Below are 12815 nucleotides of genomic sequence, written 5' to 3' on the forward strand. Positions count from 1 at the left end.
AACCTGTACGTTAGTCTTCTTTAATTTTGAGAGGTCTTGTGGGGCCTTAGCTCAGCTGGGAGAGCGCCTGCTTTGCACGCAGGAGGTCAGCGGTTCGATCCCGCTAGGCTCCATTAACAACGGAAGTTGTTAAGATTTTGTCCATTGAAAATTGAATATCTATCAAACATTCCTAAACGTATGTAACAGTACGTATAGAAATAGTAACAAGAAAATAAACCGAAAACGCTGTAAATATTTAATGAGTTTTCTAATTTTTGAAAAAATTAGGTTAATAAGGTTAAGTTAATAAGGGCGCACGGTGGATGCCTTGGCACTAGAAGCCGATGAAGGACGTGACTAACGACGAAATGCCTTGGGGAGCTGTAAGTAAGCAATGATCCAGGGATGTCCGAATGGGGGAACCCGGCAGGTAATGCCTGTCACTCACTACTGTTAAGGTAGTGAAGAGGAAGACGCAGTGAACTGAAACATCTAAGTAGCTGCAGGAAGAGAAAGCAAAAGCGATTGCCTTAGTAGCGGCGAGCGAAACGGCAGGAGGGCAAACCGAGGAGTTTACTCCTCGGGGTTGTAGGACTGCAAAGTGGACTTAAAGAGTATAGAAGAACTACCTGGGAAGGTAGGCCAAAGAGAGTAATAGCCTCGTATTTGAAATATTCTTTATACCTAGCAGTATCCTGAGTACGGCGAGACACGCGAAATCTCGTCGGAATCCGGGAGGACCATCTCCCAACCCTAAATACTCTCTAGTGACCGATAGTGAACCAGTACCGTGAGGGAAAGGTGAAAAGTACCCCGGAAGGGGAGTGAAATAGAACCTGAAACCGTGTGCCTACAACAAGTTCGAGCCCGTTAATGGGTGAGAGCGTGCCTTTTGTAGAATGAACCGGCGAGTTACGATATGATGCGAGGTTAAGTTGAAGAGACGGAGCCGTAGGGAAACCGAGTCTTAATAGGGCGGATTAGTATTATGTCGTAGACCCGAAACCATGTGACCTACCCATGAGCAGGTTGAAGGTGCGGTAAGACGCACTGGAGGACCGAACCAGGGCACGTTGAAAAGTGCTTGGATGACTTGTGGGTAGCGGAGAAATTCCAAACGAACTTGGAGATAGCTGGTTCTCTCCGAAATAGCTTTAGGGCTAGCGTCGACATTTGAGAATCTTGGAGGTAGAGCACTGTTTGGATGAGGGGGCCATCTCGGTTTACTGATTTCAGATAAACTCCGAATGCCAATGATTTATGGTCGGCAGTCAGACTGCGAGTGCTAAGATCCGTAGTCGAAAGGGAAACAGCCCAGACCACCAGCTAAGGTCCCAAAATAATTGTTAAGTGGAAAAGGATGTGGGGTTGCACAGACAACTAGGATGTTAGCTTAGAAGCAGCTATTCATTCAAAGAGTGCGTAATAGCTCACTAGTCGAGTGACCCTGCGCCGAAAATGTACCGGGGCTAAAACAATTTACCGAAGCTGTGGATAACACTTAGGTGTTATGGTAGGAGAGCGTTCTATGTGTGAAGAAGGTATACCGTGAGGAGTGCTGGAACGCATAGAAGTGAGAATGCCGGTATGAGTAGCGAAAGATGGGTGAGAATCCCATCCACCGTAAGACTAAGGTTTCCAGGGGAAGGCTCGTCCGCCCTGGGTTAGTCGGGACCTAAGGAGAGACCGAAGGGTGTATCCGATGGACAACAGGTTGATATTCCTGTACTAGAGTATGAAGTGATGGAGGGACGCAGTAGGCTAACTAAAGCGGGCGATTGGAAGTGCCCGTCTAAGCAGTGAGGTGTGATATGAGTCAAATGCTTGTATCTATAACATTGAGCTGTGATGGGGAGCGAAGTTAAGTAGCGAAGTTAGTGACGTCACACTGCCGAGAAAAGCTTCTAGCGATGTATCATACTCTACCCGTACCGCAAACCGACACAGGTAGTCGAGGCGAGTAGCCTCAGGTGAGCGAGAGAACTCTCGTTAAGGAACTCGGCAAAATGACCCCGTAACTTCGGGAGAAGGGGTGCTGACTTAAGGTCAGCCGCAGTGAATAGGCCCAAGCAACTGTTTATCAAAAACACAGCTCTCTGCTAAATCGTAAGATGATGTATAGGGGGTGACGCCTGCCCGGTGCTGGAAGGTTAAGAGGAGGGTTTAGCGTAAGCGAAGATCTGAATTGAAGCCCCAGTAAACGGCGGCCGTAACTATAACGGTCCTAAGGTAGCGAAATTCCTTGTCGGGTAAGTTCCGACCCGCACGAAAGGCGTAATGATTTGGGCACTGTCTCAACGAGAGACTCGGTGAAATTTTAGTACCTGTGAAGATGCAGGTTACCCGCGACAGGACGGAAAGACCCCATGGAGCTTTACTGCAGTTTGATATTGAGTATCTGTACCACATGTACAGGATAGGTAGGAGCCTATGAAGTCGGGACGCCAGTTTCGACGGAGGCGCTGTTGGGATACTACCCTTGTGTTATGGCTACTCTAACCCGGATAGGTTATCCCTATCGGAGACAGTGTCTGACGGGCAGTTTGACTGGGGCGGTCGCCTCCTAAAAGGTAACGGAGGCGCCCAAAGGTTCCCTCAGAATGGTTGGAAATCATTCGCAGAGTGTAAAGGTATAAGGGAGCTTGACTGCGAGAGCTACAACTCGAGCAGGGACGAAAGTCGGGCTTAGTGATCCGGTGGTTCCGTATGGAAGGGCCATCGCTCAACGGATAAAAGCTACCCTGGGGATAACAGGCTTATCTCCCCCAAGAGTTCACATCGACGGGGAGGTTTGGCACCTCGATGTCGGCTCGTCGCATCCTGGGGCTGTAGTCGGTCCCAAGGGTTGGGCTGTTCGCCCATTAAAGCGGCACGCGAGCTGGGTTCAGAACGTCGTGAGACAGTTCGGTCCCTATCCGTCGCGGGCGTAGGAAATTTGAGAGGATCTGCTCCTAGTACGAGAGGACCAGAGTGGACTTACCGCTGGTGTACCAGTTGTCTTGCCAAAGGCATCGCTGGGTAGCTATGTAGGGACGGGATAAACGCTGAAAGCATCTAAGTGTGAAACCCACCTCAAGATGAGATTTCCCATAACTTTATGTTAGTAAGAGCCCTGAGAGATGATCAGGTAGATAGGTTGGAAGTGGAAGTGTGGCGACACATGTAGCGGACCAATACTAATCGCTCGAGGACTTATCCAAAAAATAAACTAGAGTCAATATTGACAGCGTTGGTAAAACTTGTTAGAATATAGATATTCAATTTTGAGTTGACAAGACTCAACAGTTAAGTGACGATAGCCTAGGAGATACACCTGTACCCATGCCGAACACAGCAGTTAAGCCCTAGAACGCCTGAAGTAGTTGGGGGTTGCCCCCTGTTAGATACGGTAGTCGCTTAGCAAATTGGGAGTTTAGCTCAGCTGGGAGAGCATCTGCCTTACAAGCAGAGGGTCAGCGGTTCGATCCCGTTAACTCCCATAGGTCCCGTAGTGTAGCGGTTATCACGTCGCCCTGTCACGGCGAAGATCGCGGGTTCGATTCCCGTCGGGACCGTTCGAGATGTCTAGTAGACATTTTGAAGTTTGTATGAAGTAAGCGTAGCTTACGTCCTCTTAGAAAAGAGAGAAGACTCGTTAGCTCAGTTGGTAGAGCAATTGACTTTTAATCAATGGGTCGCTGGTTCGAGCCCAGCACGAGTCATATGCGGGTTTGGCGGAATTGGCAGACGCACCAGATTTAGGATCTGGCGCTTTCGGGCGTGGGGGTTCAAGTCCCTTAACCCGCATAGAATAGAAATAGGCCGGCTTAGCTCAGTTGGTAGAGCATCTGATTTGTAATCAGAGGGTCGCGTGTTCAAGTCATGTAGCCGGCATTGGGAAAGATTGCGAACGTAGTTCAGTGGTAGAACACCACCTTGCCAAGGTGGGGGTCGCGGGTTCGAATCCCGTCGTTCGCTTTGAGAGGCCGGGGTGGCGGAACTGGCAGACGCACAGGACTTAAAATCCTGCGATGGCAACATCGTACCGGTTCGATTCCGGTCCTCGGCATGAAGATTATAATAGTTAGCACCCTTAGCTCAACTGGATAGAGTACCTGACTACGAATCAGGCGGTTAGAGGTTCGAATCCTCTAGGGTGCATCACTCGCTTAATGGAGACGTTAGGGGAGCTTTATTTTTAATAGTATCGGGAAGTAGCTCAGCTTGGTAGAGTACTTGGTTTGGGACCAAGGTGTCGCAGGTTCGAATCCTGTCTTCCCGATTATATTATTTTGGCGGTGTAGCTCAGCTGGCTAGAGCGTCCGGTTCATACCCGGGAGGTCGGGGGTTCGATCCCCTTCGCCGCTATATACTCTTGTTTGCTGGACCTTTAGCTCAGCTGGTTAGAGCTCTCGGCTCATAACCGAGCGGTCGTAGGTTCAAGTCCTACAAGGTCCATATTATTGGAGGATTACCCAAGTCCGGCTGAAGGGAACGGTCTTGAAAACCGTCAGGCGTGTAAAAGCGTGCGTGGGTTCGAATCCCACATCCTCCTTTTCTACTACCGCGGGATGGAGCAGCTAGGTAGCTCGTCGGGCTCATAACCCGAAGGTCGTAGGTTCAAATCCTGCTCCCGCAATTTCTTTAAGAATTTGGCTCGGTAGCTCAGTTGGTAGAGCAATGGATTGAAGCTCCATGTGTCGGCGGTTCGATTCCGTCTCGCGCCATTAATTTAACTTTGTCCAAGTTTATTATCTTGGGCGCGTAGCTCAGATGGTTAGAGCGCACGCCTGATAAGCGTGAGGTCGGTGGTTCGATTCCACTCGTGCCCATATTATATTGATGGAGAATTACTCAAGAGGCTGAAGAGGACGGTTTGCTAAATCGTTAGGTCGGGTAACTGGCGCAAGGGTTCGAATCCCTTATTCTCCGTAGTGAACGAGATTATCGCTTGATATTCTCGTTTTATTGTATCTTGGTGAGGGTCTATTATGAATAAATTTTCAAAATTAGTAGTAGTTGTTTCTATCTTTTTATTACTGTCATTTTCTCTTTTGTTTGTGACTTTCTCTAAGGGGTTACAGGTACCATATTTAAATAATATCATTAGTGTTGTTGTAAAGCCAATTCAATCGGTTATTTCAATACCTACTAGATTTTTTTCTGAGCAGAAAGATGTCTTGACAGATTTGATGAATGCTTACGAGGAAAATAAACAATTAAAGGAAGCTATTATGAGCCTTGAAGGGATGGCTGCTGAAAATACTAGCTTGAAAGAAGAGAATGCATCGCTTCGTAGCAGTTTAGGTGTGGTATCTGATTTTCCTGAAAAACAACTTATTCCAGGATCAGTTTTAGTGAGGACTCCTTCATCGTGGTCGGAGCATATTTCAATTAATATTGGTGAGACTAGTGGTGTGACATCTAATGCACTTGTGGTTGCTAATGGTGGATTAGTTGGTATCGTGAGTTCATTGAGTTCAGATTCGGCGGTTGTTACCTTATTTACGAATTCGGATGAATTCACGAAGTTGCCTGTGAAAATTTCTGTTGATTCTAAAGAAATTTATGGTATTTTATCAGGCTATGATGCAGATACAAATAGTTTTATCATTAATCAGTTGAACTCAGTTGATGAAATTGCAGTGGGCAGCAATGTTGTAACGAGTGATTTGGCTGGTGCGACTCCGGCAAATGTCCAAATTGGTAAAGTTTTATCGGTTAAATCAAATAGTAACAGTTTAAATAGAGAAGTATATGTTGAGCCGACAGCTAGTTTTTCAAACATTTATTCGGTTTTAGTGGTAGGTCAAACAAATGCGCAATAAAATGATAGAAATATTCATGTTTCCCATCTTGTTCTTTATTTTATTACTTGATGGACAGATTTCAACGTTGGCAACAAATTGGTCGGTTGGATTATTTACTATTTCAAGTCATTTGGTACTTATGTTAGCTATTTTTTATGCTAACTATGTGTCTCTTGGTTTTTCATTATTCATATTTACTTTGCTAGGTTTGGTATATGATATTAGTTATCTTAATCTGATTGGTATTGCTACTACAACCCTTCCTTTAGTTTTGTATTGCATCTATTTTTTCTTCCAAAGTGCAGTCAGCAAGCGAGGAATTAATATTTTGATTTTACTAGTAGCTATTTTTCAATTTGAATTTATTAGTTATTCATTTGCTCGTATTTTTCATATAACAAACTTGTCTGTGTTTATCTTTGTTTTTAATAAATTACTTCCAAGTTTACTATTCAATTTGGCCTTATTTTTCGTACTACAGCCGTTATTTGAGCGTTTATTTGGAATAACAAACAAGACATAGAAATGTAATAATTGCGTAATATACTTACGCAATTTTTTTGATAAAATGAGAGAGTCAGAAAGTATAGAGGAGTTATGTTCGGATATGAAGAAAAAAATCTTGGCTACAATTATGTTAAGTACAGTCGTTCTATCTAATGCTAATTATGTGGCTGTGATTAGTGCGAATGATGTAGATAGTCAGATTGCAGCAAAAAATCAACAGATTAGTGAGTTGACAGCACAACAAGCTGAAGCTCAACAACAAGTTGATGCTATTCAAGGACAAGTTGATGCAATTGTTAGTGAACAGGCGAAATTAACAGAAGAAAATACTCGTTTGGAAGCAGAATCGCAGACATTGGCGGCAGATATTGAGCGTTTGTCAGCTGATATTGTGTCACGTGATGGTGCTTTAAAGGAGCAGGCGCGTAGTGCTCAAGTTGATGGCTCTGCTTCAAGCTATATTAATACAATTTTAGATTCAAAATCAATTGTTGATGCTGTTTCGCGTGTTAATGCAATGCGTGAGATTGTTTCAGCTAATAACCGTATGTTGGAACAACAAAAAGCTGATAAGGAAGCAATTGTTGAAAAACAAAAGGCAAACCAAGAGGCAATCACTACTTTGGCAGCTAATCGCCAAAAATTGGAAGATGATGCTCAAGTATTGCAAGTGCGTCAGGCTGAATTGGAAGCTGCTAAGTTAAATTTGGCTGTGCAGAAAGCTACTGCTGAAGATGAGAAAAATTCATTGTTGGAGCAAAAGGCAGCTGCAGAAGAAGCAGCTCGTCAAGCGGCAGCTCGTCAAGCGGAGTATCAAGCACAACAGGCAGCTCTAGCACAGCAACAAGTAGCTTCAGTATCAGCACCAGTCGTGTCAACGCCAGTAGAAACTACAGTGACTGAAACGGTTGCAGCTCCTACTCAAACAGTATCACAATCTACACCAACGGTAAGTACACCTACAACGTCTACATCATCAGGTTCAGGTAGTTCAGCGGCAGCAAATAATGCGCGTTATGATGCTTCATCTTACCCAGTTGGTGAGTGTACTTGGGGAGTTAAATCTCAACTTTCATGGGTTGGTCCTTACTGGGGAGATGCTAAACAGTGGTTAGCATCAGCACGTGCTGAAGGTTTTAGTACAGGTTCTACTCCACAAGTAGGTGCGATTGCTGTTTGGACAGGTGGTTATTATGGGCACGTAGCGGTTGTTACGGCTGTTCAATCTTCAACAAGTATCCAAGTTGTTGAATCAAACTACATGGGTCGTCGTTATATTGGTAACCATCGTGGTGGTTATTTCAACCCAACAACGACTTCTGAGGGAGCAGTTTACTACATTTACCCTCCATATTAAGAAATTTTCAAATAGAGCGTGTGGATTTGCGCTCTATTTTTGTTTGAAAAATGAAGGAAAAAGGGTTAAAATAGTAAAGGTAGAAATATATAGGAGGCTGTCATGGCGTTTACTGACTTAAAATTGTTCGCTCTTTCGTCAAATCAGAAGTTAGCTGAACAGGTGTCGAAAAAAATAGGAATTCCTCTTGGAAAATCAAGTGTTCGTCAATTTTCAGATGGTGAAATTCAGGTAAATATTGAGGAATCCATTCGTGGAACTCATGTGTACATTCTTCAATCCACTAGCTCACCAGTTAATGATAATTTAATGGAAATTTTGATTATGGTTGATGCTCTTAAACGTGCATCTGCTGAATCAGTAAACGTAGTAATGCCTTATTATGGTTATGCACGCCAAGATCGGAAGGCTCGTGCACGGGAACCAATTACATCAAAATTGGTAGCTAATATGTTGCAGACAGCGGGTGTCAATCGTTTGTTGACAATTGATTTACATGCTGCGCAGATTCAGGGATTCTTCGATATTCCTGTTGATCATTTGATGGGTGCTCCATTGATTGCGGATTATTTTGAGCGTCGTGGTATGGTAGGTGATGGCTATGTTGTTGTATCACCTGACCATGGTGGTGTGACACGTGCCCGTAAGTTAGCACAGTTCTTGAAGACACCGATTGCTATTATTGATAAACGTCGTAGTGTTGATAAGATGAATACATCAGAAGTGATGAACATTATTGGAGATATTAAGGATAAAACTTGTATCTTGATTGATGATATGATTGATACTGCGGGTACCATCTGTCATGCAGCGGATGCTTTGGCAGATGCAGGGGCAACAGCTGTTTATGCTTCATGTACGCATCCAGTATTGTCAGGGCCTGCTATGGATAACATTAGTAAGTCAGCAATTAAGAAATTGGTTGTTCTTGATACAATTGAAATTGCAGAAGATCGCTTAATCGATAAAATCGAACATATTTCAACGGCAGAATTATTAGCGGAAGCGATTATTCGTATTCATGAAAAACGTCCCTTGTCACCTTTGTTTGAGGCAAGTCGTGTTAAATAGGTATGAGGAGAGTCAAATGACTCTTCTTTTTTACATTTATTTTCAAAATGTATTATAATAGTTTTATATGTTTTTGAGGTGGTAGAATGGATTTATTAAATCGTTTTAATAAGAATTTGAATCGGATTGAGGTTTCGATGATTCGTCAGTTTGATCAGTCTATTTCGGATGTTCCAGGGATTTTGAAACTGACCTTGGGAGAGCCTGATTTTACAACGCCTGATCATGTTAAAGAAGCGGCTAAGGCTGCAATCGATGCTAACCAGAGCTATTATACTGGTATGGCTGGTCTTTTGGAGTTGCGCCAAGCAGCAGCTGAGTTTGTGGCTGAAAAATATAATTTACACTATAATCCAGAAAATGAAATCCTCTCTACAATCGGTGCGACAGAAGCTCTATCAGCGAGTTTAGTTGCTATTTTAGAAGCTGGGGATACGGTACTTCTACCTGCCCCTGCCTATCCTGGTTATGAGCCGATTGTCAATATGGTGGGAGCAGACATTGTTGAAATCGATACGACGGCAAATGATTTTGTGTTGACACCTGAGATGTTGGAAGAGGCGATTATTGAGCAGGGGGATAAGCTAAAAGCTGTCATTCTCAACTATCCTGCCAATCCAACGGGAGTGACCTACTCACGTGAGCAGATTCAGGCCTTTGCGGATGTCTTGCGTAAGTATCCTGTCTTTGTTCTATCAGATGAGGTCTATGCGGAGTTGACTTATACTGGCCAGCCCCATACTTCGATTGCGGAGTTTTTGCCAGAACAGACCATTTTGATTCAGGGATTGTCCAAGTCCCATGCCATGACAGGTTGGCGGATTGGCTTGATTATGAGTCAGGCTCCCATCATCGCTCAAATCATCAAGAGCCACCAATATCTCGTGACTGCAGCGTCAACTGCTATGCAGTATGGTGCGGTTGAGGCCTTGAAAAATGGTAAGGATGATGCTCTGCCAATGCGGGCGGAGTATATCAAGCGTAGGGATTACATCATCGAGAAGATGACGGACTTGGGCTTTAAAATTATCAAGCCTGATGGAGCTTTTTACATCTTTGCAAAAATCCCTGCGGGTTACAATCAAGATTCCTTTAGCTTCTTGCAAGACTTTGCGAGAAAGAAAGCGGTGGCCTTAATTCCGGGTGCGGCCTTCGGTCAGTATGGAGAAGGCTATGTGCGAATTTCCTATGCAGCAAGTATGGAGAAAATTCAAACAGCTATGGTTCGTTTGAAGGAATATCTGGAAGAAAATGGAACGAATTGAAACTAGGGGATTAGTCCTTTACAATCGGAATTTTCGAGAAGATGACAAGCTGGTCAAGATTTTTACAGAGAAGGCTGGCAAGCGAATGTTTTTTGTGAAACATGCCTCTAAGTCCAAGCTGGTAGCTTCTATCCAGCCTTTGACCTATGCGGATTTTATCGTTAAAATCAATGATGATGGTCTGTCTTATATCGAAGATTTTCATCAGGTACAGCCATTTAAGAATATTAACGGCGATATTTTCAAGCTTAGCTATGCTACCTATATCTTGGCCTTGGCAGATGCGGCCTTGCAGGATAAGGTTTATGACCCAGCCCTCTTTGCATTTTTGGTCAAGACCTTAGATTTGATGGAGTCGGGTTTGGACTATGAAATTTTGACCAATATCTTTGAAATTCAACTCTTGGGACGATTTGGGATCAGTCTGAATTTTCACGAGTGTGCTTTTTGTCATCGGGTTGGCTTGCCTTTCGACTATTCCTACAAGTACAGCGGTGTCTTGTGTCCGCAACACTATCAACAAGATGAGCGACGGGCTTATCTGGATCCCAATGTTCCCTATCTACTTGATCAATTTCAGGCTATTTCCTTTGATGAGCTGGAAACCATTTCCATCAAGCCTGAGATGAAGCGAAAATTACGGCTTTTTATTGACCAGCTGTACGAGGAATATGTGGGGATTCACTTGAAATCCAAGAAATTTATAGATGATTTGTCTTCTTGGGGGCAGATTATGAAACCAAGAACAGAAAATGAGGAAACAGAATGAAACGTATTGCAGTAGATGCTATGGGTGGGGACCATGCCCCTCAGGCAGTGGTAGAAGGTGTCAATCAAGCCTTGGCTGCCTTTCCAGATATTGAGATTCAACTTTATGGTGATGAGGCTAAAATCAAGCAGTATTTGACAGTGACAGAGCGTGTCAGCATTGTCCATACGACGGAGAAAATCAATTCAGATGATGAGCCTGTCAAGGCTATTCGTCGTAAGAAAGAGGCTTCTATGGTCCTAGCGACCAAGGCTGTCAAGGATGGTCAGGCAGATGCAGTCTTGTCAGCTGGAAATACAGGTGCTCTTTTGGCGGCAGGCGTCTTTGTGGTCGGTCGCATCAAGAACATCGACCGTCCTGGTCTTATGTCTACCTTGCCGACTATGGACGGTAAGGGATTTGATATGATGGACTTGGGGGCAAATGCTGAAAATACAGCTCATCACCTCTATCAGTATGGTATTCTTGGTTCATTTTACGCGGAGCACGTGCGTGGTGTCAAACAACCTCGTGTGGGACTTTTGAACAACGGTACGGAAGATACCAAGGGCACGCCAGTTCACCAAGAAGCCTATAAACTCTTGGCGGAAGACAAGTCGATTAACTTTATTGGCAATGTGGAGGCGCGCGAGTTGCTTAACAGCGTGGCGGATGTGGTCGTGACGGATGGTTTCACGGGAAACGCTGTGCTGAAAACAGTCGAAGGGACAGCAAAATCCATCGTTGGTCAGTTGACGGGCTCAATCAAGAATGGCGGTCTGCGTGCTAAATTGGGTGGTCTTTTGGTCAAGCCAACCTTGAAAAAGGCCTTGGGGGCTATGGACTATAAAACTGCAGGTGGTGCTGTCTTGCTTGGTCTGAAAGCACCTGTCATCAAGGCGCACGGATCCAGCGATGCTCAGTCAATTTTCTATACGATCAAGCAGACGCGTTCGATTTTGGAGGCTGGTATTGTTGAAAAATCAGTGGCCAAATTTTCAGTAGTGGAGGAAAGTCATGACTAGAGAGCAGGTCTATCAGCGGGTTGTTGAATTGATTCAGGATGAGAAGGGGGAAGATTTTCAAGTTCAACCTGAATCTACTTTGGCAGATAATATTGCAGCAGATTCAGTAGAAATCATGGAATTTGTTCTTAATTTGGAGGATGAATTTCATGTAGATGTCCCAGATGCTGCTATTGAGCATTTTGAGGTCCTATCTGATATTGTTGATTTTATTTATGAAGAAGTAAAAAAACGTTCGTAGTTTACGGGCGTTTTTCTTTGTTTTTTCCTAAATAACCGTAAATTGGTTGTGAATGCGAATGTTGTATGTTAGAATAAACGAAAAGACTAGAATATTTTACGAAAGGCGAACATTCTCATGAAAACAGACCTTCTCTATTCAGGAAAAGCCAAAGACATCTACGCAACGGCTGACAGCGACCAGATTGTTGCGGTTTATAAGGATCAGGCGACGGCTTTTAATGGTGGTAAGAAAGAACAGATTGTGGGTAAGGGCCGGCTCAATAATCTGATCTCCTCTTTGATTTTTGAAAAATTGAATGAAGCGGGTGCCCAGACGCATTTTATCAAGCGTTTGTCGGATACGGAACAGTTGAATAAGAAGGTGGAGATTATTCCTCTTGAGGTTGTTTTGCGAAATGTGACAGCTGGGTCTTTCTCAAAACGCTTCGGGGTGGAGGAAGGGATAGCCTTACCTACTCCTATCGTAGAATTTTACTATAAAAAAGATGAATTGGACGATCCTTTTATCAACGATGAACATATTTTTTTCCTTAATCTAGCTAGTTCAGAAGAAATCGCCTATATCAAGGAAGAAACAAGACGAATCAATGGCTTCTTGAAGGACTTGTTTACACAGATTGGGCTGACTTTGGTGGATTTCAAGCTAGAATTTGGGGTTGACTCGTCTGGTCAGATTTTATTGGCGGATGAGTTTTCTCCTGATAATTGTCGTTTGTGGGATGCGGATGGCAATCATCTGGACAAGGATGTTTTCCGTCGGGGTCTCGGGGAGTTGACCGAGGTTTACGAGGTCGTATTGGCAAAGTTACAAGAAGTGAAGTAAGGATT

General features: G+C 43.9%; 9 protein-coding genes, 17 tRNA genes and 2 rRNA genes. All 28 read left to right on the forward strand.

Annotated features, from left to right (window positions below; all coding sequences use genetic code 11):
• Positions 1–40 precede the first annotated feature (40 nt).
• The 28 genes from GPW69_RS00095 to purC all read left to right on the forward strand — a co-directional run bounded on the left by GPW69_RS00095 (position 41) and on the right by purC (position 12810).
• Positions 41–113 (forward strand) — tRNA-Ala (locus GPW69_RS00095).
• A gap of 165 nt (positions 114–278) precedes the next feature.
• Positions 279–3182, forward strand: a 23S ribosomal RNA gene (locus tag GPW69_RS00100).
• An 85-nt stretch (positions 3183–3267) separates the two neighbouring features.
• Positions 3268–3383, forward strand: a 5S ribosomal RNA gene (gene rrf / locus GPW69_RS00105).
• Between the two features lie 5 nt (positions 3384–3388).
• A tRNA-Val gene (locus tag GPW69_RS00110) sits at positions 3389–3461 on the forward strand.
• 2 nt (positions 3462–3463) lie between these two features.
• Positions 3464–3536: transfer RNA gene (locus GPW69_RS00115), tRNA-Asp, on the forward strand.
• A gap of 74 nt (positions 3537–3610) precedes the next feature.
• Positions 3611–3683 (forward strand) — tRNA-Lys (locus GPW69_RS00120).
• A 3-nt stretch (positions 3684–3686) separates the two neighbouring features.
• A tRNA-Leu gene (locus GPW69_RS00125) sits at positions 3687–3768 on the forward strand.
• Positions 3769–3782: 14 nt separating this feature from the next.
• Positions 3783–3855: transfer RNA gene (locus GPW69_RS00130), tRNA-Thr, on the forward strand.
• 12 nt (positions 3856–3867) lie between these two features.
• Positions 3868–3939 (forward strand) — tRNA-Gly (locus GPW69_RS00135).
• 7 nt (positions 3940–3946) lie between these two features.
• Positions 3947–4030 (forward strand) — tRNA-Leu (locus GPW69_RS00140).
• Between the two features lie 18 nt (positions 4031–4048).
• A tRNA-Arg gene (locus GPW69_RS00145) sits at positions 4049–4122 on the forward strand.
• Between the two features lie 47 nt (positions 4123–4169).
• Positions 4170–4243 (forward strand) — tRNA-Pro (locus tag GPW69_RS00150).
• A 12-nt stretch (positions 4244–4255) separates the two neighbouring features.
• A tRNA-Met gene (locus GPW69_RS00155) sits at positions 4256–4329 on the forward strand.
• A 16-nt stretch (positions 4330–4345) separates the two neighbouring features.
• A tRNA-Ile gene (locus GPW69_RS00160) sits at positions 4346–4419 on the forward strand.
• Positions 4420–4426: 7 nt separating this feature from the next.
• Positions 4427–4516: transfer RNA gene (locus GPW69_RS00165), tRNA-Ser, on the forward strand.
• 10 nt (positions 4517–4526) lie between these two features.
• Positions 4527–4600 (forward strand) — tRNA-Met (locus GPW69_RS00170).
• A gap of 15 nt (positions 4601–4615) precedes the next feature.
• Positions 4616–4688 (forward strand) — tRNA-Phe (locus tag GPW69_RS00175).
• 31 nt (positions 4689–4719) lie between these two features.
• A tRNA-Ile gene (locus GPW69_RS00180) sits at positions 4720–4793 on the forward strand.
• Positions 4794–4805: 12 nt separating this feature from the next.
• Positions 4806–4893, forward strand: a tRNA-Ser gene (locus GPW69_RS00185).
• Between the two features lie 59 nt (positions 4894–4952).
• Complete coding sequence (gene mreC / locus GPW69_RS00190; protein WP_074391013.1) at positions 4953–5789, forward strand: rod shape-determining protein MreC; 837 nt, start codon at positions 4953–4955, stop codon at positions 5787–5789.
• A complete protein-coding gene (gene mreD / locus GPW69_RS00195) occupies positions 5779–6294 on the forward strand; it encodes a rod shape-determining protein MreD (protein ID WP_074391014.1) in 516 nt (171 codons plus the stop codon). The genes mreC and mreD overlap by 11 nt, the downstream gene beginning before the upstream one ends.
• A gap of 84 nt (positions 6295–6378) precedes the next feature.
• The gene (gene pcsB / locus GPW69_RS00200; RefSeq protein WP_024385105.1) at positions 6379–7635 is read left to right on the forward strand and encodes a peptidoglycan hydrolase PcsB; all 1257 of its coding nucleotides are present in this window, start codon (positions 6379–6381) and stop codon (positions 7633–7635) included.
• A gap of 102 nt (positions 7636–7737) precedes the next feature.
• Complete coding sequence (locus GPW69_RS00205; RefSeq protein ID WP_002935337.1) at positions 7738–8706, forward strand: ribose-phosphate diphosphokinase; 969 nt, start codon at positions 7738–7740, stop codon at positions 8704–8706.
• Between the two features lie 86 nt (positions 8707–8792).
• Positions 8793–9971 carry a pyridoxal phosphate-dependent aminotransferase gene (locus tag GPW69_RS00210; RefSeq protein ID WP_029172090.1) on the forward strand — a complete coding sequence of 393 codons (1179 nt, stop codon included), beginning with the start codon at positions 8793–8795 and terminating at the stop codon, positions 9969–9971.
• Positions 9958–10740 carry a DNA repair protein RecO gene (recO, locus tag GPW69_RS00215; protein ID WP_024385103.1) on the forward strand — a complete coding sequence of 261 codons (783 nt, stop codon included), beginning with the start codon at positions 9958–9960 and terminating at the stop codon, positions 10738–10740. Before GPW69_RS00210 ends, recO begins: the two co-directional genes overlap by 14 nt.
• Positions 10737–11744 carry a phosphate acyltransferase PlsX gene (gene plsX, locus GPW69_RS00220; protein WP_044756061.1) on the forward strand — a complete coding sequence of 336 codons (1008 nt, stop codon included), beginning with the start codon at positions 10737–10739 and terminating at the stop codon, positions 11742–11744. The genes recO and plsX overlap by 4 nt, the downstream gene beginning before the upstream one ends.
• Positions 11737–11985 carry a phosphopantetheine-binding protein gene (locus tag GPW69_RS00225; protein WP_014637254.1) on the forward strand — a complete coding sequence of 83 codons (249 nt, stop codon included), beginning with the start codon at positions 11737–11739 and terminating at the stop codon, positions 11983–11985. The genes plsX and GPW69_RS00225 overlap by 8 nt, the downstream gene beginning before the upstream one ends.
• Before the next feature lie 117 nt (positions 11986–12102).
• Positions 12103–12810, forward strand: coding sequence for a phosphoribosylaminoimidazolesuccinocarboxamide synthase (purC, locus tag GPW69_RS00230; RefSeq protein ID WP_074391015.1), 708 nt, complete (start codon positions 12103–12105; stop codon positions 12808–12810).
• Positions 12811–12815 lie beyond the last annotated feature (5 nt).

This window comes from Streptococcus suis (assembly GCF_902702775.1).
GTDB classification, from domain to species: Bacteria; Bacillota; Bacilli; order Lactobacillales; family Streptococcaceae; genus Streptococcus; species Streptococcus hashimotonensis.

Bases quoted from the DNA above. Each gene is read 5' to 3' on its own strand.
- mreC (WP_074391013.1), top strand. From the start codon at position 4,953: ATGAATAAATTTTCAAAATTAGTAGTAGTTGTTTCTATCTTTTTATTA.
- mreD (WP_074391014.1), top strand. From the start codon at position 5,779: ATGCGCAATAAAATGATAGAAATATTCATGTTTCCCATCTTGTTCTTT.
- pcsB (WP_024385105.1), top strand. From the start codon at position 6,379: ATGAAGAAAAAAATCTTGGCTACAATTATGTTAAGTACAGTCGTTCTA.
- GPW69_RS00205 (WP_002935337.1), top strand. From the start codon at position 7,738: ATGGCGTTTACTGACTTAAAATTGTTCGCTCTTTCGTCAAATCAGAAG.
- GPW69_RS00210 (WP_029172090.1), top strand. From the start codon at position 8,793: ATGGATTTATTAAATCGTTTTAATAAGAATTTGAATCGGATTGAGGTT.
- recO (WP_024385103.1), top strand. From the start codon at position 9,958: ATGGAACGAATTGAAACTAGGGGATTAGTCCTTTACAATCGGAATTTT.
- plsX (WP_044756061.1), top strand. From the start codon at position 10,737: ATGAAACGTATTGCAGTAGATGCTATGGGTGGGGACCATGCCCCTCAG.
- GPW69_RS00225 (WP_014637254.1), top strand. From the start codon at position 11,737: ATGACTAGAGAGCAGGTCTATCAGCGGGTTGTTGAATTGATTCAGGAT.
- purC (WP_074391015.1), top strand. From the start codon at position 12,103: ATGAAAACAGACCTTCTCTATTCAGGAAAAGCCAAAGACATCTACGCA.